Source organism: Actinomadura sp. J1-007 (assembly GCF_009793335.1).
GTDB classification, from domain to species: Bacteria; Actinomycetota; Actinomycetes; order Streptosporangiales; family Streptosporangiaceae; genus Spirillospora; species Spirillospora yumaensis.
The window spans coordinates 4,054,443-4,079,233 of record NZ_WING01000001.1 but is presented as its reverse complement, the minus strand read 5'-3'; the positions used below and the strand labels follow the sequence as shown (position 1 = coordinate 4,079,233).

Genomic DNA, 24,791 nt, shown 5'->3' with positions numbered 1-24,791 from the left:
CGACTGGAGTGGTGGGTGAATCAGGACAAGTGCCTGTGCGCCATCAACATCCGCGTCGTCATCCTCAGCGACGACTCTGTACGGCGAGTCTCGGCAACCTTCGTTCCTCCGCTGACCAGCGAAGAGCGGGAAGACTGGGTATTCCTCATGGAGTTATCGCCTATTGCACTCTGCGGTTCAACGATGACGAGGACGCGACGACCGACGTGCACCTCAAGGAACCGGATGAGGGAAAACTGACTCTGTCCGCTGCGTGAGTGGCGGCAGCGCCATCCCACAGTGACTGGTCACGCGAGGCCAGCAGATCCGTCGCGATCAGCGGCCAGCCGCGGCCACCCCCACGCCGCACGCTCCAGCGGCCAAGCGCGGGGCCGCCGGAGTGGCCTGAATGCCGCCGCTCCCTGATTCCTCGGGCCCTGATGGCGAACGGACGCATTCCGCGTACATTCCAGAACCAGCGACACCCGGCTGCATGGCGGCGACTGTGGCAACGAAAACGGCCCCTAACCGTCGTCGCTGGTCAGAGGCCGTTTCAGCTTGTGTGGCGGGTCCAGGATTCGAACCTGGGTAGGCTAAGCCGACGGATTTACAGTCCGCTCCCATTGGCCACTCGGGCAACCCGCCGTGGCGTCGCTTCCGCGACGGCACTGGAAAGAATAGCGGACGTGGGGAGCGGTCGTGACATCGGTGGGTTCGGAGGGTGGGGGGCGGTCGCCTCCCGTGTGGGGGCCGGTGGGACCGTGGCCGGCTCGGTGCTGCGGCAGGGGCAGGGCAGGCGGGCAGTGTGGGGGCCACGTCGCTGGTTTGTGAGTGGGGCTTGGGACGTTGTGGGCTTTGGGAGGTGGTGGGCTTTGGGAGGTTAGGGGCCCAGGGCTTGTGGGCGGGGATCCTGGCTTTGGAGGTGGGTGGGCCTGGGTGGTCGGGCGGCTGGGGGTTTGGGTGGTTGGCGGGAGCTTGGGGTGGGGTGGCTTGGGGGACGGTTGGGGTGGGCTGGGGTGTGGGGGTTAGAGGGTTGGCCAGGCTTGTTTTAGGTGGGTGAAGGCTGTGGTGAGGGCTGTGGAGGGGGTGGGTTCCTGGCCTGCCAGGTCTGGGATTTCGAGGATGTAGCGGGCCAGGAGGCGTAGGGAGAAGTCGTTGGGGTCGCGGTCGGTCTCCTCGGCGATGACGCGGGTGAGGGACTCCTCGTTGGCGGTCCACAGGGCGCGGGCGTAGGCGCGTAGGGCGGGGGTGGCGACGACCAGGGCGGCCTTGCGGCGGAAGTCTGGGGTGGGGTCCGGGTTGAACGGGCCTCGGGTGGCGAGGAAGTCGCGCAGGGAATCGAGGATCGAGGTTCCTGGCGGGCGTTGGCGGACGGCTGCGGTCAGGGCCGCTTCGCGTTCGGCGCCGTCGCCGAGGATGAGGGCCTCCTTGCCGCCCGGGAAGTGGGCGAACAGCGTGGAGACCGCCGTGTCGGCGGCGTCGGCGATCTCGGCGACCGTGACCTTGTCGAAGCCGCGTTCGAGGAACAGCCGCAGGGCCGCGTCGGAGAGGGCCTTGCGGGTGGCGGCCTTCTTGCGTTCGCGGCGTCCTGGAGTCTCGCCCATGGGGACGACCGTAGCTGTTATCCGAGGGAGTACGAAATCGTAGTAAGTTTGAAGTCGGAGTGATTCCGACTTTAGGGGGACGTCGTGAGGGCGATATGGGACGTGCGTCGGGTGCCGCGGGCCGAGGGGAAGACCTTCCTGGTCACCGGAGGGAACGCGGGCATCGGGTATTTCGTGGCCGAGCAGTTGGCGGGCAGCGGGGCCACCGTGGTTCTCGGCAGCCGGAGCGATGAGAAGGCCGCGGCGGCGATGGACTCGATCCGGGGGCGGGTGCCGGGAGCGCGGGTTCGGCACCTCCGGCTGGACCTCTCTGATCTTCCGTCGCTCAAGTCCTCCGTGGACGGGCTGGACGGGCTCGACGCGGTCGTTCTGAACGCCGGGGTGCTGTTCGACGAGCCGCCGCGCAGGGAGACCGCGGAGGGGAACGAGGTGATGTTCGCGACCAACTACCTCGGGCATTTCGCGTTGACCGGGTTGCTGGCGCCGCTGTTGTCGGACGGGGCGGTCGTGTGGTGACCACGGGGAGCTTCACCGCGAAGTCCGTGGAGCTGAACCCTGACGATCTCCAGAGCACGCGGGACTACGAGCCGAAACGGGCCTACTCGCGTTCGAAGCTGGCGCAGATGCTCTTCGGCTTCGAGCTGGACCGGCGGTTGCGGGCCGTTGGGAGTTCAGTGGCGAGCGTGGTGACGCATCCGGGTGGCGCGCTGGACTCGTTGACGCCTTCCCGGCCGCCCGTGCACGTTCGGACGACTGGGCAACGGCTGCGGGCGATGCCCGCCGGGGTCTTGCTTCAGGGCAAGGACGCCGGGGCCTGGACGGCGGTCCGGGCCGTTCTGGATCCGGAGGTACGGGGCGGGCAGATGTGGGGGCCGAGGATGTTCGGGATGCGCGGTGCACCGAGGCTTGAGGCCGTTCGGGGGCGGCTGGCGGACGAACGGCTTGCGGCGCGGGTGTGGGACGCCGGCGTCGAGCTCACCGGTGTTGAGCCCGGCTTCGGCACGGGGCAGGCGCGCGGATGACTGGGCGGCCCGCGGGGGCTCGCTACGCTGGCTCGATACGTGAAGGTGTGGCGAAGGGGTTGTCTGGTGGCGGATTCGAGTTTCGACATCGTGAGCAAGCTGGACCGGCAGGAGGTCGACAACGCGCTGAACCAGGCCGTCAAGGAGGTGGCCAACCGGTTCGACTTCCGTAACGTGGACGCGGGCATCAAGTGGTCCGGGGAGGTCATCGACATCCAGGCGAACTCGGAGGAACGGGCCAACGCCGTTCTCGACGTGTTCAAGGACAAGCTGGTCAAGCGCCAGATCTCGCTGAAGTCGATCGAGGCCGGGGAGCCGAGGCTGTCGGGGAAGGTGTACAAGCTGACCGTGACCCTCAAGGAGGGCATCTCCCAGGAGAACGCCAAGAAGATCGGCAAGATCATCCGGGAGGAGGGGCCGAAGGGTGTGAAGGCCCAGATCCAGGGTGAGGAACTGCGCGTCAGCTCGAAGAAGAAGGACGACCTCCAGCAGATCATCTCGCTGCTCAAGGGCAAGGACCTCGACATCGCCCTCCAGTTCGTCAACTACCGGTAGTGGGGACGGGGCGCGGCCGCTCTCACCTGGGAACCCGCGCCCCGACGATTCCCGAGGGCTGGGGGAGGGCGCATCGCCCGACGCCGCGTCCACGATCGAGCGGGTCCGCTCCGCTCTTCAAGCGTCGGCCACTCGCCTCGCGCACCCGTTCAGCGTGATCGTTGGAGTTGAGTGGCTCGGGCGCCGGTTGAACGATCGCGATGTTCGCCGTTCTGTGGCGACGTAGTGACGCAGGCAGTGCGGGCAGGCGGGCTCCGTCGAACGGGTCGGGACGACGCTTGGGCTCGCGCCAGTCCCCTGCGGACGATCCGTTCGTCCGGGATGGATGGGGCTGTCGTCGCCTCTGTCGCCTGCGGCCCGTGGGCGTCCGTGCTAGTTGAGATCTGCGTCGCCGTTCGGATTGGCGGGTTGCGCGGGTCGGGCTCGCTGAGGGTCCCGGCGAGGTCGGGCCCAACACCCGAGCTGCGTTTCTGCGGGTGCGCTGCCGGGTGGAGCGGGCCTGGGGCAGAGGCGGGGACCGGGTGGGGGCTTCCCGCCTCTGCGTCGCAGCCGGTTGATCACTGTCCTTTGGCCCGGACTAGGTGATCAGGAATGTACGGCCTAGGACCACTCGCACTGGATGGTCCATGTCACCGAGCAGGTTACGCGGGCGACCACGGGCGAGAGGGGCTCCGGCGACGGAACGGCGGCCAGGGCTGCGAAGTCGAGGCCCCCGGCGTCGCGCGGCTCGATGAGAGCGGACATGTCTCCTCCTGTGAACGGTTGCCGAAAGTACCGGGTGGCTACAGAGTGTCACGCTCGGGGCTTTCGTGAGCGTCCTCTCCCCGTTGCCCCAACGACAGATCTTCACGGTCTGGACGACCCGGCGGGCCCGCACCTCGTTGCTCGGCGCGTTGCCGCCGGTCAGATCCGTCGCGTACTTCTCCAGCGCCAGGGCTCCGACGGAGGACGGCCGGACGATCCGCTCACAGACGCGGCCTGCGGGGCTCAGAGCGCGCTCGCGCGGGCATGGTGAGCGATGTTCGGCGAGGGCGCACCACGCACGCCGTCCGTGCAACAGGTGACGAGCACGTCCGGCATGTGGACGATCACCCCTGAACGGGTGGAGCGCGCCGGCCTCTTCCCCCGCAGAAGTGGCTCGGCGCGCTCGCAATGGGTATGACGCGGCGGTCGGCCGGATGGTTCAGGGGCGTGTCAAGGAAGTTCGGGCCGCCGGCGGGGACGGCCTCCGGAGGGCGGGCCCGGCCTCGCGGAGAGCGGGCCCGGCCTCGCGGAGGGCGCGGTGGAGGTCAGTCGGAGGCCATGTTCTCCAGGCGGGCTATGCGGTCGGCCGTCGGGGGGTGGGTGGAGAAGAGCATGCCGATGCCGGCGCCCTGGAAGGGGTTGGAGATCATCAGGGCGCTGGTGGAGGCGAGTTCGGGGTCCTGGGGCAGGGGCATGGCGCGGGTGCCCGCCTCGATCTTGCGGAGGGCGGAGGCGAGGGCGAGGGGGTCGCCGGTGAGGCGGGCGCCGGAGGCGTCGGCGGCGAACTCGCGGGTTCGGCTGATCGCCATCTGGACGACGGCGGCGGCGACCGGGCCGAGGACCAGCATGAGCAGGGCGGGCAGGAGGCCGGGGCCGTCGTCGTCGTCGCGGCCGACCGGCAGGAAGATCGCCAGATGGGACAGGTACGTGATCACGGTGGCGATCGCGGCGGCGACGGAGGAGACCAGGATGTCGCGGCTGTGGATGTGGGAGAGCTCGTGGCCGAGGACGGCGCGCAGCTCCCGCTCGTCCAGCATCCGGAGGATCCCGCGGGTGCAGCAGAGGGCGGCGTTGCGCGGGTTCCGGCCCGTCGCGAACGCGTTCGGCTGCATGGTCTCCGAGACGTAGAGGCGGGGCATCGGCTGCCGCGAGGCGTTCGCCAGTTCGCGGACGAGCCGGTAGAGCACCGGGGCCTCGACCTCGCCGACCGGGTGCGCGCGCATGGAGCGCAGCGCGATCCGGTCGCTGAAGAAGTACGCGACGCCGTTGGTGACGAGCGCGATGAGCAGCGCGATCGTCAGCCCGGCGGCGCGTCCGAGCACCCATCCGGCCGCGAGCAGCAACGCCGACAGCGCGGCGATGAGCGCGGCCGTCCTGACGCCGTTGAACCGCACCTGCGTGCCTCCCCGTCGACTTTCCGGCCTTCGGTGACAACGGGTTGACCAGCCGAAACGTTCCCGGTTCGGAGGTCGTCAGCCGACCGTGGACACCGCCTGGAGGACGAGCTGCGGCGCGGCCGACAGCACCAGCGCGCCGGCCGCGGTGGCGGCGACGGCGGCCCGTACGGCGGGTCCGGGCGCGGGTTCGTACGGCACGACCTGCGGGTCCTCGGCGGCGGGCGCGGGCGGGGCGAACAGCCGCGCGGCCCAGACGAGGTAGTAGTAGAGGCCGATCACGGTGTTGACCGCCATCACGACCGCGAGCCAGGTGACGCCGCCCGCGACGGTCGCGCGGAACACCACGACCTTCGCGAACAGCCCCATCACGCCGGGCGGCAGGCCGGCGAGGCAGATCAGGAAGAACGCCAGCGCGGCGGCGAGGGCCGGGCTGCGGCGGGCGAGGCCCCGGTAGTCGTCCAGTTCGTCCCAGCCGGCGGGGGCGGCGGGGCGGCGCCGGGCGAAGCCGGTGACGACGGCGAACGCGCCGAGGTTCATGACCGCGTAGAGGGCCACGTAGGCGGCGGTGGCGGCGACGGCCTCGGACAGGTGGTCGGTGCCGACCGCGAGCGGGGCCAGCATGTAGCCGGACTGGGCGACCGACGACCAGGCCAGCAGCCGGATCGCGGTGCGCTGGCGGAGGGCGACGAGGTTGCCGAGGGTCATGGTGAGCGCGGCGAGGATCGCGACCAGCGGGCCCCACACGTGGGCGTACGCCGGGAAGCCGAGGGCCAGCACGATCGCGAGTCCGGCGAACCCGGCGGCCTTGGAGACCACGGAGAGGAACGCGGCGACCGGGAGCGGCGCGCCCTGGTAGACGTCCGGGGCCCAGAAGTGGAACGGGACGGCGGCGACCTTGAAGCCGAAGCCCGCGAGGACGAGGACGACACCGACGGCGGCGACCGGGTCGAGGTCGGACGGGAGGCGGTCCAGGGCGGGGGCGATCCGGTCGAGGTGCATGGCGCCGGTCGCGCCGTACACCAGGCTGATCCCGAAGAGCATGACCGCGGCCGAGACGACCGAGACCAGGAACAGCTTCAGGGCCGCCTCGGACGCGGCGCCGTCGTAGCGGCGCAGCCCGACCAGGGCGAACACCGGCAGCGAGAGCGTCTCCAGCGCTACGACCAGCAGGACCAGGTCGCGGGCGGCGACGAGGGTGAGCGCGCCGACGACCGCGGCGAGCAGCAGGAAGTGGTACTCCCCGGCGGGCAGCCGCGAACGGGTGATCTCCTCCAGGGACAGCAGGACGACGACCACGGCGGCGGCGAGCACCAGGCCCTGGAACAGCAGCGTGAAGTCGTCGGTGACGTACGAGCAGGAGCGGGGACCGCCGGAGCGCAGGCCGTCCGGGAGGCAGAACGTGGCGCGGCGGTCCCCGGCGGCGAGGGCGACGACGGCGCCGAACGCGACGGCGAGGGCGCCGCCGCTGAGCAGCCCGACCGCGCGGCGCGGCACGTCGAACGCGTCGGCGAGCAGGACGGCGAGCGCGGCGGCGGCGAGGATCAGCGGGGGCGCGATCGCGGCGTAGTCGATCCCCTGGATCATCAGCCACCTCCGAACAGGGCGCGGACGGGGCCGGTCGTCACGGCGAGCAGCGTCTTCGGCCAGAGCCCGACGAGGAGGGTCAGCGCGATCAGCGGCGTCCACGCCGCGTACTCGTACCGGGTGAGCGCGGCGATCGGCTCGGCAGGGATCGGCGCGCGCTCGGGAGGGGTGAGCGCGGGGCGCGCCGCGGAGCCCTCGGAGGGCGCGGGCGCCGCCGCGGCGGGCTCGATGGGGTCGGGGGTGCGGCCGTGGGTGATCTTGGCGAGCATGCGGAGGAAGTAGGCGGCGGTGAGGACGGCGCCGAGCGCGCCGACCGCCATGAAGGTCACGAACGTCTCGCGGGGCAGGTCGGCGTGCGGGCTGTACGCGCCGAGCAGCGCGAGCATCTCGCCCCAGAACCCCGCGAGGCCGGGCAGGCCGAGGGAGGCGACCGACGCGAACGTCAGGATCGAGGCGAGGCGGGGCGCGGAGGTGAGCATCCCGCCGCCGAGGACGTTCAGGTCGCCGGTGCCGTAGCGGTCCTTGACCGAGCCGGCGAGGAAGAACAGCAGCCCGGTGATGAGGCCGTGCGCGATGTTGCCGAACAGCGCGGCGTTCACCCCGACGGGCGTGAGGGTCGCGATGCCGAGCAGGACGAAGCCCATGTGCCCGACGGACGAGTACGCGATCATCCGTTTGAGGTCGCGCTGGGCGAGGCAGGCGAGCGAGCCGTACACGATCCCGATGACGGCGAGGAGCCCGAGCCACGGCGCCCACACGCGCGCGCCGTCCGGGGCGAGGGGCAGCGCGACGCGGACGAGGCCGTACGTGCCCATCTTCAGCAGGACGCCCGCGAGGAGCACCGAGCCGACGGTCGGGGCCTCGGTGTGCGCGTCGGGCAGCCAGGTGTGCAGCGGCCACATCGGCGCCTTGACCGCGAACCCGAGGCCCATCAGCGCGAACGCGGTGACCTGCACGCCGTGGGCGAGGCCCGAGCCGTGCCGGGCGGCGAGCTCGGTCATGTCGAGGGTGCCCGCCTCGGCGCCGACGAGCAGCATCCCGGCGAGGAGCAGGCCCGAGCCGAGGAGGGTGTAGAGGATGAACTTGTACGCGGCGGCGCGCCGGGCGGGCCCGCCCCACACGGCGATCACCACGTACATCGGGATCAGCACGACCTCGAAGAACACGAAGAACAGCACCAGGTCGAGCGCGGTGAACGTGCCGAGCATCCCCACTTCGAGGACGAGCAGCAGCGCGGTGAGCAGCCGGGCCCGGCCGCCGGCGGGCGGGTGCCGCAGCGTGTAGAGGAAGCAGAGGAACGTCAGCAGGGCGGTCAGCGCGACCAGCGGCAGCGAGATCCCGTCCACGCCGAGGTGGAAGCGCAGCCCGATCGCGGGCGCCCACGAGCGGTCCACTTCGAGCTGCATCCGGGACGAGCGGCCGAAGTCGAACGCGGCGAGGGCGGACACGGCGACCAGCAGCGTCGCGCCGGAGACGCCCGCGCCGAAGCGCCGCACGGCGGCGTCTCCGGGCAGGAACCGGTCCGCCGGGACGAGCATCGCGAGGGCGCCGGCCAGCGGGACCGCCATCATCAGCAGGAAGATCATCGGAAGATCACCACTCCGGCGGCGATGACGACCACCCCGGCGACCAGGCCGGTCAGGTACGTCTGCGGGTTGCCGTTGACCTGGAGCCGCAGCCGCCCGCCGAGCCACCGCGCGCCGCGCCCGGCGCCGGTGACCGCGCCGTCGATCCGGCGCCCGTCGAAGATCACGACATGGCGGGCGAGCGCCTCGGCGGGCCGTACGATCACGGCCGCGTACAGCTCGTCCACGTAGAAGGCGCGCGCGAGCATTGGGCGGGCGCGGCCGAGCGCGCGGGCCGGGTCGGCGGCCGGATCGCGGTTCCAGACGAGGAACGCGGCGGCGGCGCCGAGCCCCGCGAGCACGACGCCGAGCAGCGCGGACCCGAGGTGCGGGCGCAGCTCGGACGCCCCGCTGCCGAAGAACCCGAGGACCGTGGCGGGAACGGCGAGCGCCGCGACGGTCCACGACATGATCCGCGGCGGGTCGGCGATCTCGTACGTCCCGCGCGGCTCCCCGAAGAACGTCATCAGCCAGGCCCGCGTCGCGTACGCCGCGGTCAGCACGACGGTGACGAGCAGCCCGAGGTAGACCAGCCACGCCACGCTCGCGGGCACGACCGGCTCCACCAGGCGGTAGGTCCACACGGGCGCGGGATGCGCGCCGCCGGCGCCGGGCGTCCGCAGGGGGTACTCGCGCAACGGCGTGTAGGCGAACCAGCCGGCGGTCGACGCGCTGTCGCCGCCGTGCAGGGCCGCGTGCTGGGCGGCCTCGATCACCGAGTCCTTGCTGAACCAGCCGCTGAACGGCGGGATCCCGGCGAGCGCGGCGAAGCCGGCCGTCATCGACCAGAACGTGATCGGCATGCCGCGCCGCAGCCCGCCGTACGCGGCGAGCAGGTTGGACCCGGCGACGACGATCACGCAGCCCGCGGCCAGGAACAGCAGGGCCTTGAACGCGCCGTGCGCGAGCAGGTGGAAGATCGCGGCGGTCTTCGCGCCGACGGCGAGCCCGGCGGCCATCACGGCGAGCTGGCTGATCGTCGAGTACGCGAGGACGCGTTTCAGGTCGTCCTGCGCGAGCGCGGCCAGCGCCGACCCGACCATCGAGACGACCGCGACGACGCCGAGGACGCCGAGCGCGCCGGGGGCGTTGAGGAACACCCCGTACAGCCGCGCGACCACGTACACCCCGGCCGCGACCATCGTCGCGGCGTGGATGAGGGCGCTGATCGGCGTCGGGCCCGCCATCGCGTCGGGCAGCCAGGTGTGCAGCGGGAACTGCGCGCTCTTGCCCGCCACCCCGGCGAGCAGCAGCAGCGCCGCGGCCGTCAGCGTCGCGTCGGGCAGGTCGGCGACGCGCGAGAGCACGCCGTCGATCGAGAACGTCCTGGCTCCGACGCCGAGGACGAGGATGCCGAGCAGGAACCCGACGTCGCCGAGCCGCGTCACGAGGAACGCCTTGACGGCGGCGCGCGAGTTGGCGCGGTCCTCCCAGTGGTGGCCGATCAGGAAGTACGAGCAGATGCCCATGACCTCCCAGCCGACGTACAGCAGGAGCAGGTCCCCGGCGAACACCACCAGCAGCATCGCCGCGGTGAACATCGAGATGAACGCCGCGTACGACGAGTAGCGCGGGTCCTCGGCCATGTAGGACACCGAGTAGACGTGCACGGCGAGCGCGACGCAGCACACCATCAGCCCGACCACGGCGGACAGGCCGTCCACCTGGAGGCCGACCCGGATCGGCACCGACCCCGTCTGGACCAGCGCGAGCGTCCCGGTGCGCGGGCCGGGGTCGCGCCACACGGTGAACGCGACGATCGCGGCGAGGACGAGCGACGCCGCGACGGGCGCGCACGCGATCAGCGCCGGTCCGTTCCGCAGCGGGTGCGGGGGGCGCGGCGGGCGCGGCGCCTCGGCCGGGCGCGCCTCCGCGTGCCCCGCCTCGATCTGCCCGGCCACGGCCTGCCGCTCCTCGGTGCGGCGCGGTTCGCGGGGGCCGCTGAGCGCGCGGGTCAGGCGGGGGCCGAGCAGCATCCCGGCGAACGCCGCGCCGAACGGCAGCAGCGCCACGAGCGACGCGAGCACGATCACGGCGCGGCCTCCTCGGTCTCCCGACCGGCGTCCCCGCGCCCCGCGTCCGCGCCGGCGTTCCCGCGCCCGGCGGTCTCGCGGTCGGACGGGTCTCGCTCGTCCCGCGCCGGCGCGGGCGGGCGGGCGGCGTCCGGCGCGCCCGCGCCCGTGCCGTCCTCGCCGAGCGCGCGGAGGCGGTCGACCTCGACCGAGCTCCGGTTGCGGTAGACCAGCAGGATGATCGCGAGGCCGAGCCCGACCTCCGCCGCCGCGATCACGATCGTGAACAGCGTGAGCACCTGGCCGCCGTGCAGCCGGTCCCGCCACCACACGTCGAACGCGACGAGGTTGAGGTTGACGGCGTTCAGCATCAGCTCGACCGACATCAGCAGCAGGATCGCGTTGCGCCGCGCCAGCACCCCGTACACGCCGACCGCGAACAGCAGCGCCGACACCGAGGTGGGGTAGACGATGTGCATCAGCCCTCGCCCTCCTCCGCGCCGTTTCCGTCGTCCGACCGCGCGCCGATGTCGGAGCGCGACAGGACGATCGCGCCCACCAGGGACGCGAGCAGGAGCACCGACAGGACCTCGAACGGCAGCACCCAGGTGCGGAACACGCTCGCGCCGAGCTGGTCGGCCGAGCCGCCGCCCGCGTCGACCGGACGGTGCGCGCCGCCGAAGCCCAGCACCATCACGGTGACGAGCAGGGCCGCCGTGGCGAGCGCGACGCCGAGCGCGATCCAGCGGTTGCCGGAGTCGAGGTCGGCGTCCGCGCCGATCGGCGCGCGGGTCAGCATGATCCCGAACAGCAGCAGCACCACGACCGCGCCCACGTAGATCAGCACCTGCACCCACGCGACGAACTCCGCGGTGAGCACCAGGTAGCCGCCCGCGAGCGCGCCGAACGACACGACCAGCCACAGCGCGGCGTGCACGATCTGCCGGGTGGTGACGCACAGCGCCCCGGAGCCGACGGCGACCGCGCCGAGCAGCAGGAAGACGGCGTCCTGCCCGGTCATGGCCGCCTCCCGGGCCCGTCGCGCCCGCCCGCGCCGCGCTCGGCCGCGCCGCGCCCGCCCGCGCCCCGCGCGGAGCGCGCCATCGCCTTCTCCGCCGCGGCGATCTCCTTCGGCGGCTCGGCGGCGGCGTCGTGGGCCTGCGGCGGCGGGACGGTCCACATCCACTCGCGCAGCCGGTCGCGCTCGTGGGTCAGCTCGTTGATGTCGTACTCGGCGTACTCGAACTCCGGCGACCAGAACAGCGCGTCGAACGGGCACGCCTCGATGCAGATCCCGCAGTACATGCACAGCGCGAAGTCGATCGCGAACCGGTCGAGGACGTTGCGCGTGCGCGCCCGCCCGCCGCCCTCGGCGGGCAGCGTCTCCTTGTGCGAGTCGATGTAGATGCACCAGTCCGGGCACTCGCGCGCGCACAGCATGCAGACCGTGCAGTTCTCCTCCAGAAGCGCGATGACGCCGCGGCTGCGCGGAGGCAGATCCGGCGCGACTTCTGGGTACTGACGCGTTATGGAGCGCCGCGTCATCGTCCGCAACGTGACGGCCAGCCCCTTGGCCAGCCCGCCTCCTGGTAGCCGTCCCACGGGTCACCATGATTCCTTACAGAGCGCCTCGGGGAACGCAACGGGCGCCGCGTTCGTCTGACCACACGTGGGCCGGACGGGTCCAGCCGTGCGCGACCGGCCGTTCCACGCCTCTGTCAGCCGGGCGGCGAGGAGGACTTGTGAGCGACGGTACGGACGGCACGTTCGGGCCTGAGCACGGCCCCGGCCCGCAGGGAGAGCACCCGCCGCCTCGGCCGCGCTCCCGTCCCCAGCCCCCGGGACACCGGCCGGGCGGGTACGGCGGCGGCTTCGCGAGCGGGTTCACGGGCGGGTTCCGGACACCGCAGCAGCCCCACTGGTCCGGTCCGTATCCCCCGCCGATGGGGCCGATGCAGCCGTCTCCCGTCCCCCCGCCCATGCCGAGCGAGCCGCACGGCATCCTGTGGGCGTTCGTGCCGTTCCTGACGCTGGGGTACGGCACGCCGTTCTCGTTCCTCTACGCGGCGGTGCGGCGCAACTCGTGGAACCTCGGCGCGACCGCCGCCGGGTACGGCGTCGGCACCGCGGCCGTGGTGACGATGATGCAGTCGGGCGACGCGCTGCTGGGGATCTTCGGCGGGTTCATGATGCTGATGCTGTGGATCGCGGGCACCGTGCACGCGTTCGCGGTGCGGTCGTCGGTGTTCCCGCGCACCGTCCCGCGCAGCCGGCTGAACGAGCACGCGATCGAGGTCGCCCGGTTCCGGCAGGCGATGCGCGAGGACGCCCGCACGCTCGCCAGGCAGGACCCCGCGCTCGCGTTCGAGCTGCGGATCGGCCGCCCCGACCTGCCGCGCCGCTACGACGACGGCGGCCTGATCGACGTCAACCACGCCCCGCCCGCCGTGCTCGCGACGCTGCCCGGCCTGACGCCCGAGCTGGTCGAACGGCTCGTCCGGCGCCGCGACGAGCAGGGCGGTTTCGTGTCGGCCGAGGAGCTCGCGGTGGACACCGACCTGCCGCCCGACCTCGTTCCCCAGATCGCCGAGTACTCGATCTTCCTGCCCTGACCGTCCGCCCCCGGTGCCGCGGGGGGTCAGAGGGCGACCTTGAGGACGCCGGTGAGCGCGAGCTGGGCCAGCGACAGCGGCACCAGGTAGGCCCACGCGAGCTTCTGGAGCTGGTCCTCGCGCATCCGCGGGTAGCTGACGCGCAGCCAGATCACCAGGAACGCCAGCACGGACGCCTTGGCCAGCGTCCACAGCCAGCCGAGCTCGGTGTCCAGGAACGGCCCCTTCCAGCCGCCCAGGAACAGCACCGTCGTCAGCCCGCACAGCACCACGATCCCCGCGTACTCGGCGAGGATGAACAGCGCGAACCGCAGCCCGCCGTACTCGGTGTACGGGCCGAAGATGATCTCCGAGTCGGCGACCGGCATGTCGAACGGCGGGCGGCGCAGCTCGGCGAGGCCCGCCACGAAGAACACCACCGCGCCGACCGCCTGCCACGGCAGCCACCACCAGCGCCACTCGTCCACGATCCCGGACAGCGACAGCGTGCCCGCCGCCATCGCCACCGACGACGCCGCGAACACCATCGGCAGCTCGTACGACATGAGCTGCGCCGCGACCCGCATCCCGCCGAGCAGCGAGTACTTGTTGGCGCTCGCCCAGCCCGCCATGATCGCGCCGATCACGCCGACGCCCATCACCGCGAGCGCGAAGAACAGCCCGACGCCGAGGTCCAGCGCGACCTGCCCGTCCGGGCCGACCGGCACCACGAGCAGCACCAGCAGGTACGGGACGATCGCGACGCCCGGCGCCAGCTTGAACACCCACCGGTCGGCCGCCGCCGGGACCACGTCCTCCTTCTGCGCGAACTTCACGCCGTCCGCGACGAGCTGCGCCCATCCGTGGAACCCGCCCGCGTACATCGGGCCGAGCCGCCCCTGCATGTGCGCCATCACCTTGTGCTCGGCCTGCCCGACCAGCAGCGGCAGCACCGCGAACGCCGCGGCGACCAGCGCCAGCTTGAGGACGATCTCCAGCAGCTCAGGCATGGGGCCCCAGTCGTCCGGCACGCCGGGCGGGCGGACGCGGCGCCGCGACGGCGCCCCGTGGCCCGACTCGCCCGGCTCCTTCGCGCCCGGCCACGGCTTGGCCACGCGCGCCGCGAGCACGAAGTCCTTGCGCAGCGGATGCCCCTCGAACCCGTCCGGCAGCAGCAGCGGCACGAGGTGCGGGTGCCCCTCGAACACCACCCCGAACATCTCGAACGTCTCCCGCTCGTGCCACGCCGCGCCCCGGTACACCCCGGTCGCGGTGGCCAGCACGGGGGCGTCCCTCGGCACGCGCGTGCGCACGAGGAGGTGGTGGCGGCGTTCGAGCGAGTAGACGTGCGCGACGACCGCGAAGCCGTTCTCCAGCTCGTCCACCCCGGTCAGCCAGTCGAAGAACCCGCAGGACAGGACGTCCCGGGCGAACGCCAGCGCCTCGATCCACAGCTCGGCGGGCACCCCGACCGACAGCCCGCCGTGGGTCTCCTCCGCCGACACCTCGTCCCCGAACCGCTCCCGCCAGGCGGCCGTCAGCTCCTCGGCGCTCATGTCCTGCCGATCTGGTCGTCGTTCCCGCCGTCGTCGTCCAGTCCCGGAATGATCGACGGATCGTGCTCGGGCGGGGGTTCGGGCGCGGGCGCGGGTTCGGGTTCGTTCGCGGCGTCCTGTGCGGGAACGGGGGCCGTCGCGTCCGTCGCCGAGGGCGGCTCCGGCAAGGTCGTTCCAGGACCGCCGGACGCCTCGGGCGCGGGCGCCTCGGGCGCGGGCGCGGAGGACGCGGGCGCGGAGGACGCGGGCGCGGAGGACGCGGGCGCGGGTCCGGTCGGGGCGGGAGCGTCCGGAGCGGCGGGGTCTCGGGGGCGGGCGCGGTCGTCCGGTCGGCCGCCGGGGGCTCGTTCGGGGCCGCCGGGGACTCGTCCGCGGGGGCGGGGGCTCGTTCGGGGCGGCGGGGCTGGAGGGGGCGGCGGAGAACGGTGGCCGAAAGCGGACGCGGAGCGGGCGGAGGGGCGACCGGGTCGGCGCCGCCGTCGTAGCGGTCGCTGAGCGACTCGCCCGCGATCTTCTCCTGGAGGCGGACGATGCCGTGCAGCAGGGCCTCCGGCCTGGGCGGGCACCCGGGCACGTAGACGTCCACGGGGATGATCTGGTCGACGCCCTTGGTGACGCAGTACGAGTCCCAGTACGGGCCGCCGCAGTTGGAGCAGGCGCCGAACGAGATCACGTACTTGGGCTCGGGCATCTGCTCGTACAGCCGCTTGACCGCGGGCGCCATCTTGTCGCTGACCGTGCCGGACACCACCATCAGGTCGGCCTGCCGGGGGCCGGGGGCGAACGGGATCACGCCGAGCCGGATGAAGTCGTGGCGGCTCATCGAGGTCGCGATGAACTCGATGGCGCAGCAGGCCAGGCCGAAGTTGAAGACCCACAGCGAGTACCGGCGGCCCCAGTTGAGCACGAACTTGATCGGCTTGGGCGCCAGGCGCGACAGCGGCCCGACGCCGGGCGGGGCAGGTCCACGGTGCTCACAGGAGCATTGTTACAGCCCCGATCCCGTTCGCCAGGGCCCCGGACGCATTCGCGCGGGCCTCAGACCCACGAGAGCACGCCCTTCTTCCCGGCGTACGCGAGCCCCACGGCGAGGAAGCCCAGGAAGACGAACATTTCGCCCAGAGTGGTCATCCCATATCCCGGGGCCGAGAAGACGGTCGCCCACGGGAACAGGAACACCGCGTCGACGGCGAACACCACGTAGAGGTAGGCGAACACGTAGTAGCGAACGTAGGACTGCGCCCAGTCCCCGCCGACCGGGTCGACGCCGCACTCGTAGGTGGCGAGCTTCTCCGCGGTGGGGCGGTGCGGGCGGAGCGACCTGTTGGCGGCGAGCGCGCCGCCGACGATGGCGCCGCCGATCAGGAGCAACGCCCCGACCACCGCGTACGAGTCGAAATAGTCGTGCACAGCAACCTCCCGGAGCGGGTTCCGTCAAGTATCGCCGAGATACCGATCCGGCGGCAGGACCGTTCGACCGGTAGGCAAGGATCACATTGTCGGCTCTTTGCTGCACACTAGAGATGCATTTGGGGCCTGATGACCTGGAAGGACGTGACCGGATGAGCAACCCACCGCCTCCCCCGGGCTGGGAACCACCCGCCGGTCCCTCTTGGCCGCCGCCTCCGCCCCCGGCGGGGCCCGGCGGAACGCCAGGACCCGGCGGACCGGCCGGGCCGGGAGGACCCGGCGGGCCGCCCCCGCCCCCGGCGGTTTCGGCGGGCCCGGGACCCCGCCGCCGTTCTACCCGCCGCCCCCGGGCGCGCCCGGCGGACCGGGCGGACCCGGGATGCCGGGGATGCCCGGGATGCCGCCGCCCAAGAAGTCCGGCGGCGGCGCGCTGATCGCCGCGCTGATCGGCGGCGGCCTGATCGTCGTCGTGCTGATCGCGGTCGTGGTGTTCGTGGTCGTGTCCGGCGGCGGCAAGTCCGACGAGGACAAGCTGAACGCGGCGGCCGACGCCCTCGCGCCCGCCCGCGCGGTGGGGCTGAAGGGCGACTTCGGCGGCGGCGCCGACACGCTGCGCGGCGAGCTGAGCGTCACCAAGGGCGGCCGCGCGACCGGCCAGGTGACCTGGAACACCGACAACGTGACGATGCTGTCGGCCGACGGCAAGCTGTTCGTCAAGGCCGACAGCGCCTACTGGAAGCGGCAGATCTCGGGCAGCGAGACGCCCTACTACCTCGGCAGCGGCCAGCAGTGGGGACGGCTCAGCGCCGACAAGCTCGACCTCGACTTCAAGCAGGAGCTGACGCCCGCCGCGCTCGCCACCAAGGTCCGGCAGGCCGCGACGGCCAAGGCCAAGTCGACGAAGGCCACGGTGCAGGGCAAGAAGGCGCTGCGGTTCAGCACCGCGTCCGGCACGGTCGTCATCAGCGACTCCGACGACGCCGAGCTGCTGCGCTTCGAGGGCTTCTCGCCCAAGGTCGCCGTGGACGTCCAGGGCAAGAGCTCCGGCGACGCCTCCACGGTGGTCTCGGAGATGCGCACCCGGATCGGCGAGCTGAAGGACGCGTTCAACGGCTCGGCCCGCCCGACCGTCGCCGAGTGGAAGAAGGGCGGCTGCAACAGCGACTCCGGCTGCACGGTCGAGGCCAAGATCCGGCCGCCGTTCGGCGCGGAGACGCCGCTCACGGTCGAGGTGCAGTTCCGGCTGACCGCGGGCACGCTGTCGGGCCGCGAGCTCGGCAAGTGCACGTCCACGATCACGATCAGCAGCTCGTCCCCGGTGTGGGCGAGCTGCCGGGTCAACAGCAGCGCGTGGTCGAGCTGGGCCAAGGCGACCGGCGGCACGTACTACAAGCACGCCGACTACAAGGTCATCGGCGCGACCTCCGAGGACGTCCAGGGGATGCTGAGCGGCCTCGACGGCGAGGGCGGCTGACGGCCCCGGGCCGGCCCCGGCCCGCGCCGGCGCGTGTGAGGAGTGCCGGACGATTCCCGGTCCCGCAGCGGGACCCCGGATCGTCCGGCACTCTTGTCATCGTTGATGACATGCCCGCCTTATGCGGATATGAGCAGAGTGAGCCCTCGTGAACGTTGAACAGGACGGGCCGTCCCCGCCGGCCCCCCTCCCCCGCCGTCCACCCCCACCCCGGACGGCCCCCCACCGACCCCTCCGACCGGCCCCGCCCCGGCGGGCAACGCCCCCGCAGGCAACGCGCCCGCAGGCAATGCGCCCATGGGGAACGGCTCGACGGGAACCGGCCCGGCGGACAACGGGCTTGCAGGCAACGCGCCCGCTGGGAACGGTCCCGCGGGCAATGGTTCGGCGGGGAGCGGACCCGGCGGGCCTGGCGGAACCGGCGGGTCCGGCGGACACGGCGGGCCTGGCGGAACCAGCGGATCCGGCGGGCCTGGTGGGACTGGAGGGGCGGGGCGGAAGGTTTCGGGGGTTCAGCGGGTCAAGGCGTGGCCCACGCGGCGGGTCGCGGTCGTGGCCGGGGTGCGGCGGCCGTCGCGGTCGCCGTCGCGGTGGCGGTCGGCTTCGCGGTAGCGGGGGACGGCGGAGGACGGAAGGCGGGCGGGCGGGCCGCGCCGCTGCCGTCGGCGTGGGCGCGGCAGGCCGGGCAGGCGGTCGCGGCCGGGCCCGGCTACCGGTTCGAGGGAACGCTCCCGGCGGACGGCAGGCCCGTGCGCGCCGCGCTGCGCGTCACCAAGGAGGGGTCGGCGAGCGGGACGCTCACGGCCGCGGGCGGGCTGCGCGCCGACGTCGTCGCGGTGGACGGCCGCACGTACATCAAGGCCGGGCCCGCGTTCTGGCGCGCGTACGGCGGGGAGAGCGCCCGCCCCGAGGCGTACGCGGACCGGTGGGCCAAGGCGCCCGCGTCCATGCCCGGCCTGGACGTCCCGGACGTGCTCGGCTCCGAGGCCATCGCGAAGCTGCTGGTCAAGGCCGCGTCGAGGCCGCCGGTGGAGAACGTCGCGGGCGTGCGGGCGTACCGGGTCAAGACGCCCGACGCCGACTACCTGGTGACGGCGTCCGCGCCGTACCGGCTGCTGGCCGTCCAGTCGGCGGGGCCGGGCGACCCGACGTTCACGGCGGCGCCGCTGGCCGCGCCGGGGCCGCTGCTCGCCGAGATCCGGGCCCGGGTCGCGAAGCTGGGCGGCGCCGCCGATCCCGCGCTGCGGTTCGCGCCGGGCAAGCTGTCGTTCGTCAACTGCGAGCAGAATTTGAACGGCTGCACCGTGAGCGTCCCCGCCACGCTGACCTCCCCGGACGGCGCGGTGCCCGCGGGCGCGCGCGCCGCGCTGCGGGCGACGGTCACCTCCAAGGGGCGGCGGCTCGGCGCCTGTACGGGTTCGGGCCCGGTGCCGTCCAACCGCGAGCTGGTGCTGCGCTGCACGGTCAAGGGGCACGCGTGGCGGTCGTGGATGCGCCAGGCCCTCGACGCGCCCGGCGCGCACCCGTACGGCGCGCAGGCCCGGGTCCTCGGCGAGGCGGTCGACCCGGCGGACGTGCCCGCGCTGCTGGCCCGGATCGACCGCGAGCGCGGCGCCTCCGCCGCAGGCGCGGGTCCGGGCGCGGGTCCGGGCGGCGGGCCGGGCGCGAGTCCGCAGTCCGGCCGCGGCGGCGGGGCCGGTGCGACCCCGCCCGCCTCGCGCCCGCCGGGATGAACGCGCCGGTCGGGGGGCTTGAGCCGTAAATCAGGGCCGCTTGAGCCGAACACTATTCGGGCTGTCTATAGTCAGGGCCGTGAAATCCGTGCCACTGGGGAGCAGCGGTTCCCCGACGTCCGCCATGCGGTTGCACAGGCGTCTGCACGTGGACCTGTGCCGCCTGGCGAGCTGCCTGTGTTCGGGGTGAGCGCGGGGCCGGTCCGGCACTCCACGGGCCGTACCACCGGATAGGACCTGCCCGAATCCGGCGGAGCCGCATGATCTGCCGCCCGAGGTGATACCTCTTGTGTTACGGGGCAACGACTTCCTGGAAGCGGGATGTCACATGACGGGCGGAGCGGCGTCCGCGAGCGAGCTCTCCCGCGGACCTCCGGAACCAGGGCGGCGACACCGGTGCGCGCGCCGCGCGCACCGCCGTCGGAGACGGCCTCCGTCTCCCTGACCTCCAGGTCCCCGAAGAGAGCATCCGTCCCCGGACATACCATGAAGGTAAGCCTAAGTAGCATCACGATCCTGGGTGCCTCCCCCAGGACGGGTGCTGCGCGTCGAGGAGGTCTTCCTCTGTGACCAAACAGGTCCAGCAACTCGACCGCGTCATCATCCGCTTCGCCGGTGACTCCGGCGACGGCATGCAGTTGACCGGCGATCGCTTCACCCAGGAAACGGCCGCCTTCGGCAACGACTTGTCGACGCTGCCGAACTTCCCGGCCGAGATCCGCGCCCCGGCCGGGACCCTCCCCGGCGTGTCCAGCTTCCAGTTGCACTTCGCCGACCACGACATCCTGACCCCGGGGGACGCGCCCAACGTCCTCGTGGCGATGAACCCGGCGGCGCTCAAGGCCAACCTCGGGGACCTGCCCCGCGGCGCCGACCTGATCGTCAACACCGACGAGTTCACCAAGCGCAACCTCGCGAAGGTCGGCTACGCGGCCAGCCCGGTCGAGGACGGCTCGCTGGACGAGTACCGGGTGCACGCGCTGCCGCTGACGTCGATGACCGTGACGGCGCTCACCGGCTTCGACATCACCAAGAAGGACGCCGAGCGGGCCAAGAACATGTTCGCCCTCGGGCTGCTGTCCTGGCTGTACCACCGTCCCACCGAGGGAACGCTCGCCTTCCTGGAGCGCAAGTTCGCCAAGAAGCCCGAGATCATGAAGGCCAACCTCGCGGCCTTCCAGGCGGGCTGGTCGTACGGCGAGACGACCGAGGCGTTCTCGGTGCAGTACGAGATCAAGCCGGCCGAGCACGAGCCCGGCCTCTACCGCAACATCACCGGCAACGTCGCGCTGGCGTACGGCCTGGTCGCCGCGGGCGAGCAAAGCGGCCTCAGCATCTACCTCGGCTCGTACCCGATCACGCCGGCGTCCGACATCCTGCACGAGCTGTCCAAGCACAAGCGGTTCGGCGTGCGGACGTTCCAGGCCGAGGACGAGATCGCCGCGGTCGGCGCGGCGCTCGGCGCCTCGTTCGGCGGGTCCCTCGGCGTCACCACCACCTCGGGGCCGGGCATCGCGCTGAAGAGCGAGACGATCGGCCTCGCGGTCGCGACCGAGCTGCCGCTGCTGGTCATCGACGTGCAGCGCTCCGGCCCGTCCACCGGGATGCCGACCAAGACCGAGCAGGCCGACCTGCTCCAGGCGATGCACGGCCGCAACGGCGAGGCGCCGGTCCCGGTGATCGCGCCGCAGAGCCCGGCCGACTGCTTCGACGCCGCGCTGGAGGCGGCCCGGATCGCGGTCACCTACCGCACGCCGGTGATCCTGCTGTCGGACGGCTACCTGGCCAACGGCTCCGAGCCGTGGAAGCTGCCGGACGTCGCCGACCTGCCCAGGATCGAGCCGGGCTTCGCCGAGCCGGGGCAGGACGACTTCCAGCCGTTCAGGCGCGACCCGGAGACGCTCGCGCGGCCCTGGGCGATCCCGGGCACGGCGGGCCTCGAACACCGGATCGGCGGCCTGGAGAAGGCCGACGGGTCCGGCAACATCTCCTACGACCCGGCCAACCACGACAAGATGACCCGGCTCCGGCAGGCCAAGGTGGACGGCATCGCGTCCGGCATCGCGCCGCTCGCGGTGGACGACCCGTCCGGCGAGGCGCGGGTGCTGGTGCTCGGCTGGGGCGGCACGTACGGGGCGATCTCCGCCGCCGTCCGCCGCATCCGCCGCACCGGCCGGAACGTGGCGCAGGCGCACCTGCGGCACCTCAACCCGTTCCCGGCCAACCTCGCCGAGGTGCTCCGCTCGTACGACCGGGTCGTCGTGCCGGAGATCAACCTCGGCCAGCTCGCGCTGCTGCTGCGCGGCCGGTTCCTCGTGGACGTGATCGGCTACAACCAGGTCCGCGGCCTGCCGTTCAAGGCCGAGGAGCTCCAGGGCGTCATCCAGGATGTGATCGACAGTGAGTGAGAACGGAGCCGGCGGGGCCAACGGCCGCGCCAACGGCGCCAACGGGTCGAACGGCAACGGCAGCGGCTTCGCCGCGCTGTCGCTCGTCCCGAAGGCCGACGGCAAGCAGACGATGAAGGACTTCAAGACCGACCAGGAGGTCCGCTGGTGCCCCGGCTGCGGGGACTACGCGATCCTGGCGGCCGTCCAGTCGTTCCTGCCCGAGCTCGGGCTGCGCCGGGAGAACATCACGTTCGTCTCGGGCATCGGCTGCTCGTCGCGGTTCCCGTACTACATGAACACCTACGGGTTCCACTCGATCCACGGGCGGGCGCCCGCGATCGCGACGGGCCTCGCCACGTCCCGGCCCGACCTGTCGGTCTGGGTGGTCACCGGCGACGGCGACGCGCTGTCGATCGGCGGCAACCACCTGATCCACGCGCTGCGCCGCAACGTCAACCTGAAGATCCTCCTTTTCAATAACCGGATCTACGGGCTGACCAAGGGCCAGTACTCGCCCACCTCGGAGATCGGGAAGATCACCAAGTCGACGCCGATGGGCTCGCTGGACTCCCCGTTCAACCCGCTGTCGCTGGCGATCGGCGCGGAGGGCACGTTCGTCGCCCGAACGATCGACTCCGACCGCAAGCACCTCCAGTCGGTGCTGCGGCAGGCGGCCGAGCACCGCGGCACGTCACTGGTGGAGATCTACCAGAACTGCAACATCTTCAACGACAACGCGTTCGAGCCGTTGAAGGACGCCTCGGTCCGCGACGACATCACGATCCGGCTGGAGCACGGCGAGCCGATCGTGTTCGGCGCCGACCGGCAGAAGGCGCTGCGCCGTTCGCCGTCCGGGTCGTTCGAGGTGGTGAACGTCGCGGACGTGCCCGCGTCGGAGATCGCGGTGCACGACGCGCACAACCCGGACCCGTCGCAGGCGTTCGCGCTGTCGCGGCTGGACTCCCCGGCGTTCGAGCACACCCCGATCGGCGTGTTCCGCTCCGTGGACCGGCCCTCGTACGACGAGCAGCTCCGCGCGCAGGTGGACGAGGCGATCGAGACGCAGGGCAGGGGCGACCTGGCGGCGCTGCTCGGCAGCGGCGACACCTGGCGCATCGACTGACCCGCGTTCGCACGGACGAGGCCCGGACTCCCACGCGGGAATCCGGGCCTTTTCGCGCAATCCCACCCGGCGGGGGAACGCGCGGTTGTCACGCGTTGAGCACTGCCGTAATTGGGAACGAACTCATGGCCGGGTTCGGCCTGAGCCCTAGTGCGCGACCCCGGTCCATGCTGGAAGACTGTGGAGATCATGCAGCCGGGGAGGTGACGATGCGGGTCGTTCCGCGCCGCAGCAAGGATCGTCGGGAGCCGCCGGGGACCGAGCCGGCGGCGGGTCCCCCGTCCACCCCGCCCCCGCCGTCGTCCGTCGCCGTGGCCGACGAGCCGTCGGCGGCGCCGCCCGCCCCGGCCGAGTCGCCCGGCCGGGGCCGCCGCGCGGCGAAGAAGGAGCGCCGCGCCGAGGCGAAGGCCGCGAAGAAGCGCGGCAAGGCGCCGGAGCCGCCCGCGCCGCCCGTCCCGGCCGATCCCGCGCAGCGCCGCCGGGCCCGTTCCGCCGAACGGCAGCGGGCGCAGGCCGAGGTCAAGCGGAGCCGCGCGGCGCAGCGGCGGAGCCAGACCGCCACGCCGGAGGCCAAGGCGCTGCGCCAGCACCGGTCCGCGCTGCTGATCATGGTGATCACGCTCGGGCTGCTGATCGCGGCGGTCGCGGTGACCGGCGGGATGATCGCCGCGTCCATGCGCACCCGCCCCGTCACGCTCGCCGCCCCGCTGCACGTCTACCCCGTCACGCAGTCGGTGCCGGGCCAGTGCCCGGCCGGGACGCAGGGCATCACCGGCCAGGCGGCCGGGGGCGTGACGTGCTACCAGCTCGCGCAGGGCATCGCGATCCGCAAGGTGGCCGACCTGCGGGTGCAGAAGTCGCGGGTGACGTCGGGCAACTACGACGTGGCGGTCACGCTGCGGCACGTCGACCGCAAGGCGTTCGCCGAGCTGACCAGGGCCACGGTGGGCCGCGACCTGGCGTTCGTCGTCGGCAGCCGCCTGGTCACCCTGCCCCGCGTCGACATGCCCATCCTCGACGGCAAGGTCGTCGTCACGGGCCCCCAGACCAAGGGCGACGCCAACAAACTCGTCCACGCCCTCAAGGGCAAGTAGCCCGACGAGAACGGGCCGCGACGGAAGTCGCGGCCCGCTTTCGTGCTCTTCGGGGGTCAGGCTTCGGGGAGGGTTTCGCCTTGGACGGTCTGGATCTCCAGTTCGACCTTGAGGCTCTCGCCTACGGCGGCGATGCCGGCTTCCAGGATCTGGTTGAACCTAATCTTGAAGTCGGCGCGGCGGAGCTCGGCGGTCGCGCGGAACGCGGCGCGGACGCCGCCCCACGGGTCGGGACCGGTGCCGAGGTAGGTGAGGTCGAGGTCGACCGGCTGGGTGACGCCGTTCAGCGTGAGGTGGCCGTGCACCGTCCAGCGGTCGGGGCCCACGGCGGTCAGCCCGGTGCTGCGGTACTCGATCGCCGGGTGGGCGTCGGAGTTGAGGAAGTCGGCCGACCGCAGGTGGTCGTCGCGCATCTTGTTGCCGGTGTCGATGGACGCCGCCTCGATCCGCGCGGCCACCGTCGAGCCCTCCACCGGCTCGGCGATCTCGACGCGGCCCTCGAACGCCCCGAACCGTCCCCGCACGCTCGACAGGCCGAGGTGCTGGGCGACCGCGGCGACGCTGGAGTGCGCCGGGTCGATCGTCCAGGGGCCGGGGGGCGGCAGCTCGGTGCCGCCCGCCCGCGCCAGCACCACCGCGCCGAGGTCGGCGGTGCCCGAACTGCTGACGATCAGCGTGGACGCGGCGGGCTCGTACCCCATCGCCGTCACGATCACCGTGTACGTGCCGCCGGGCAGCGGCTCGGCGGCGACCCTGCCGTCCTCCCCCGCCTGCACGCGCGCGACCTGGCGGCCCATGAGGTCCGTCACGGTCACGATGGCGTGCCGTACCGCCCAGCCGTCCTTGGTCCGCACCGCTCCGCGCAGACCCCGGTTGTCATCCATGTACGCCCCGCACT

General features: G+C 72.6%; 23 protein-coding genes, 1 tRNA gene and 1 pseudogene. 10 read left to right on the top strand and 15 right to left on the bottom strand.

Annotated elements, in window-relative coordinates; translation table 11 throughout:
• Window positions 1–542 precede the first annotated feature (542 nt).
• A tRNA-Tyr gene (locus tag GEV43_RS18555) sits at window positions 543–624 on the bottom strand.
• Window positions 625–1,004: 380 nt separating this feature from the next.
• Window positions 1,005–1,583: a TetR/AcrR family transcriptional regulator gene (locus GEV43_RS18550; RefSeq protein WP_160821783.1), complete on the bottom strand. Its 579-nt coding sequence runs from the start codon at window positions 1,581–1,583 to the stop codon at window positions 1,005–1,007.
• 102 nt (window positions 1,584–1,685) lie between these two features.
• On the opposite strand from GEV43_RS18550, the gene GEV43_RS48125 reads away from it, so the two are divergent.
• From GEV43_RS48125 to GEV43_RS18540, 3 genes are all read left to right on the top strand, one after another.
• Window positions 1,686–2,099 (top strand): SDR family NAD(P)-dependent oxidoreductase, encoded by a 414-nt coding sequence (locus tag GEV43_RS48125; RefSeq protein ID WP_206681211.1) that lies wholly within the window; start codon window positions 1,686–1,688, stop codon window positions 2,097–2,099.
• 26 nt (window positions 2,100–2,125) lie between these two features.
• Window positions 2,126–2,605 carry a hypothetical protein gene (locus GEV43_RS48120; RefSeq protein WP_206681210.1) on the top strand — a complete coding sequence of 160 codons (480 nt, stop codon included), beginning with the start codon at window positions 2,126–2,128 and terminating at the stop codon, window positions 2,603–2,605.
• A gap of 63 nt (window positions 2,606–2,668) precedes the next feature.
• Complete coding sequence (locus GEV43_RS18540) at window positions 2,669–3,160, top strand: YajQ family cyclic di-GMP-binding protein (protein ID WP_175250625.1); 492 nt, start codon at window positions 2,669–2,671, stop codon at window positions 3,158–3,160.
• 600 nt (window positions 3,161–3,760) lie between these two features.
• Here GEV43_RS18540 and GEV43_RS18535 read toward each other — a convergent pair.
• From GEV43_RS18535 to GEV43_RS18500, 8 genes are all read right to left on the bottom strand, one after another.
• Window positions 3,761–3,904 (bottom strand): hypothetical protein, encoded by a 144-nt coding sequence (locus tag GEV43_RS18535; RefSeq protein WP_160821781.1) that lies wholly within the window; start codon window positions 3,902–3,904, stop codon window positions 3,761–3,763.
• A 545-nt stretch (window positions 3,905–4,449) separates the two neighbouring features.
• Window positions 4,450–5,298: a zinc metalloprotease HtpX gene (gene htpX, locus GEV43_RS18530; RefSeq protein ID WP_160821780.1), complete on the bottom strand. Its 849-nt coding sequence runs from the start codon at window positions 5,296–5,298 to the stop codon at window positions 4,450–4,452.
• A gap of 78 nt (window positions 5,299–5,376) precedes the next feature.
• Window positions 5,377–6,885, bottom strand: a complete 1,509-nt coding sequence (locus tag GEV43_RS18525; RefSeq protein ID WP_160821779.1) for an NADH-quinone oxidoreductase subunit N — start codon at window positions 6,883–6,885, stop codon at window positions 5,377–5,379.
• Complete coding sequence (locus GEV43_RS18520; protein ID WP_160821778.1) at window positions 6,885–8,471, bottom strand: NuoM family protein; 1,587 nt, start codon at window positions 8,469–8,471, stop codon at window positions 6,885–6,887. The genes GEV43_RS18525 and GEV43_RS18520 overlap by 1 nt, the downstream gene beginning before the upstream one ends.
• Window positions 8,468–10,543: an NADH-quinone oxidoreductase subunit L gene (locus tag GEV43_RS18515; RefSeq protein WP_309239704.1), complete on the bottom strand. Its 2,076-nt coding sequence runs from the start codon at window positions 10,541–10,543 to the stop codon at window positions 8,468–8,470. Before GEV43_RS18515 ends, GEV43_RS18520 begins: the two co-directional genes overlap by 4 nt.
• Window positions 10,540–11,001, bottom strand: a complete 462-nt coding sequence (gene nuoK / locus GEV43_RS18510) for an NADH-quinone oxidoreductase subunit NuoK (protein WP_160821777.1) — start codon at window positions 10,999–11,001, stop codon at window positions 10,540–10,542. Before nuoK ends, GEV43_RS18515 begins: the two co-directional genes overlap by 4 nt.
• Entirely contained in the window at window positions 11,001–11,543 is a 543-nt protein-coding gene (locus tag GEV43_RS18505; RefSeq protein ID WP_160821776.1) for an NADH-quinone oxidoreductase subunit J, read from the bottom strand. The genes nuoK and GEV43_RS18505 overlap by 1 nt, the downstream gene beginning before the upstream one ends.
• The gene (locus GEV43_RS18500) at window positions 11,540–12,124 is read right to left on the bottom strand and encodes an NADH-quinone oxidoreductase subunit I (RefSeq protein ID WP_160821775.1); all 585 of its coding nucleotides are present in this window, start codon (window positions 12,122–12,124) and stop codon (window positions 11,540–11,542) included. The genes GEV43_RS18505 and GEV43_RS18500 overlap by 4 nt, the downstream gene beginning before the upstream one ends.
• Before the next feature lie 377 nt (window positions 12,125–12,501).
• Between GEV43_RS18500 and GEV43_RS18495 the strand changes: the two genes are divergently transcribed.
• Complete coding sequence (locus GEV43_RS18495) at window positions 12,502–13,134, top strand: helix-hairpin-helix domain-containing protein (RefSeq protein ID WP_160821774.1); 633 nt, start codon at window positions 12,502–12,504, stop codon at window positions 13,132–13,134.
• Window positions 13,135–13,160: 26 nt separating this feature from the next.
• Here GEV43_RS18495 and GEV43_RS50500 read toward each other — a convergent pair whose 3' ends face one another.
• The 4 genes and pseudogenes from GEV43_RS50500 to GEV43_RS18475 all read right to left on the bottom strand — a co-directional run bounded on the left by GEV43_RS50500 (window position 13,161) and on the right by GEV43_RS18475 (window position 16,079).
• Entirely contained in the window at window positions 13,161–14,669 is a 1,509-nt protein-coding gene (locus GEV43_RS50500) for an NADH-quinone oxidoreductase subunit H (protein ID WP_160821773.1), read from the bottom strand.
• Complete coding sequence (locus tag GEV43_RS50495; protein WP_160821772.1) at window positions 14,666–14,836, bottom strand: hypothetical protein; 171 nt, start codon at window positions 14,834–14,836, stop codon at window positions 14,666–14,668. Before GEV43_RS50495 ends, GEV43_RS50500 begins: the two co-directional genes overlap by 4 nt.
• A 329-nt stretch (window positions 14,837–15,165) precedes the next feature.
• Window positions 15,166–15,609: pseudogene (locus GEV43_RS50490) on the bottom strand (NADH-quinone oxidoreductase subunit B); the annotation flags it as partial.
• A 98-nt stretch (window positions 15,610–15,707) separates the two neighbouring features.
• Window positions 15,708–16,079 carry an NADH-quinone oxidoreductase subunit A gene (locus GEV43_RS18475; RefSeq protein WP_160821771.1) on the bottom strand — a complete coding sequence of 124 codons (372 nt, stop codon included), beginning with the start codon at window positions 16,077–16,079 and terminating at the stop codon, window positions 15,708–15,710.
• 379 nt (window positions 16,080–16,458) lie between these two features.
• Here GEV43_RS18475 and GEV43_RS18470 point away from each other — a divergent pair, with 379 nt between their 5' ends.
• The 6 genes from GEV43_RS18470 to GEV43_RS18450 all read left to right on the top strand — a co-directional run bounded on the left by GEV43_RS18470 (window position 16,459) and on the right by GEV43_RS18450 (window position 23,893).
• Window positions 16,459–17,553 carry a hypothetical protein gene (locus GEV43_RS18470; protein ID WP_241682951.1) on the top strand — a complete coding sequence of 365 codons (1,095 nt, stop codon included), beginning with the start codon at window positions 16,459–16,461 and terminating at the stop codon, window positions 17,551–17,553.
• A 527-nt stretch (window positions 17,554–18,080) separates the two neighbouring features.
• A complete protein-coding gene (locus GEV43_RS18465; protein WP_160821770.1) occupies window positions 18,081–19,286 on the top strand; it encodes a hypothetical protein in 1,206 nt (401 codons plus the stop codon).
• A 124-nt stretch (window positions 19,287–19,410) separates the two neighbouring features.
• Window positions 19,411–19,476 carry a putative leader peptide gene (locus GEV43_RS56160; RefSeq protein ID WP_375539098.1) on the top strand — a complete coding sequence of 22 codons (66 nt, stop codon included), beginning with the start codon at window positions 19,411–19,413 and terminating at the stop codon, window positions 19,474–19,476.
• A gap of 376 nt (window positions 19,477–19,852) precedes the next feature.
• Window positions 19,853–21,694 (top strand): 2-oxoacid:acceptor oxidoreductase subunit alpha, encoded by a 1,842-nt coding sequence (locus GEV43_RS18460; RefSeq protein WP_160821769.1) that lies wholly within the window; start codon window positions 19,853–19,855, stop codon window positions 21,692–21,694.
• Window positions 21,687–22,799, top strand: coding sequence for a 2-oxoacid:ferredoxin oxidoreductase subunit beta (locus GEV43_RS18455; RefSeq protein WP_309239703.1), 1,113 nt, complete (start codon window positions 21,687–21,689; stop codon window positions 22,797–22,799). Before GEV43_RS18460 ends, GEV43_RS18455 begins: the two co-directional genes overlap by 8 nt.
• Before the next feature lie 209 nt (window positions 22,800–23,008).
• Window positions 23,009–23,893 (top strand): hypothetical protein, encoded by an 885-nt coding sequence (locus GEV43_RS18450; RefSeq protein WP_175250084.1) that lies wholly within the window; start codon window positions 23,009–23,011, stop codon window positions 23,891–23,893.
• A gap of 56 nt (window positions 23,894–23,949) precedes the next feature.
• On the opposite strand, the gene GEV43_RS18445 is transcribed toward GEV43_RS18450, so the two are convergent.
• Entirely contained in the window at window positions 23,950–24,777 is an 828-nt protein-coding gene (locus GEV43_RS18445) for a YceI family protein (protein ID WP_160821768.1), read from the bottom strand.
• Window positions 24,778–24,791: the final 14 nt, after the last annotated feature.

Bases quoted from the DNA above. Each gene is read 5' to 3' on its own strand.
- GEV43_RS18450 (WP_175250084.1), top strand. From the start codon at position 23,009: ATGCGGGTCGTTCCGCGCCGCAGCAAGGATCGTCGGGAGCCGCCGGGG.
- GEV43_RS18505 (WP_160821776.1), bottom strand. From the start codon at position 11,543: ATGACCGGGCAGGACGCCGTCTTCCTGCTGCTCGGCGCGGTCGCCGTC.
- nuoK (WP_160821777.1), bottom strand. From the start codon at position 11,001: ATGCACATCGTCTACCCCACCTCGGTGTCGGCGCTGCTGTTCGCGGTC.
- GEV43_RS18470 (WP_241682951.1), top strand. From the start codon at position 16,459: ATGCCGGGGATGCCCGGGATGCCGCCGCCCAAGAAGTCCGGCGGCGGC.
- GEV43_RS18535 (WP_160821781.1), bottom strand. From the start codon at position 3,904: ATGTCCGCTCTCATCGAGCCGCGCGACGCCGGGGGCCTCGACTTCGCA.
- GEV43_RS18445 (WP_160821768.1), bottom strand. From the start codon at position 24,777: ATGGATGACAACCGGGGTCTGCGCGGAGCGGTGCGGACCAAGGACGGC.
- GEV43_RS18520 (WP_160821778.1), bottom strand. From the start codon at position 8,471: ATGATCTTCCTGCTGATGATGGCGGTCCCGCTGGCCGGCGCCCTCGCG.
- GEV43_RS18550 (WP_160821783.1), bottom strand. From the start codon at position 1,583: ATGGGCGAGACTCCAGGACGCCGCGAACGCAAGAAGGCCGCCACCCGC.
- GEV43_RS18525 (WP_160821779.1), bottom strand. From the start codon at position 6,885: ATGATCCAGGGGATCGACTACGCCGCGATCGCGCCCCCGCTGATCCTC.
- GEV43_RS50500 (WP_160821773.1), bottom strand. From the start codon at position 14,669: ATGAGCGCCGAGGAGCTGACGGCCGCCTGGCGGGAGCGGTTCGGGGAC.
- GEV43_RS18495 (WP_160821774.1), top strand. From the start codon at position 12,502: ATGCCGAGCGAGCCGCACGGCATCCTGTGGGCGTTCGTGCCGTTCCTG.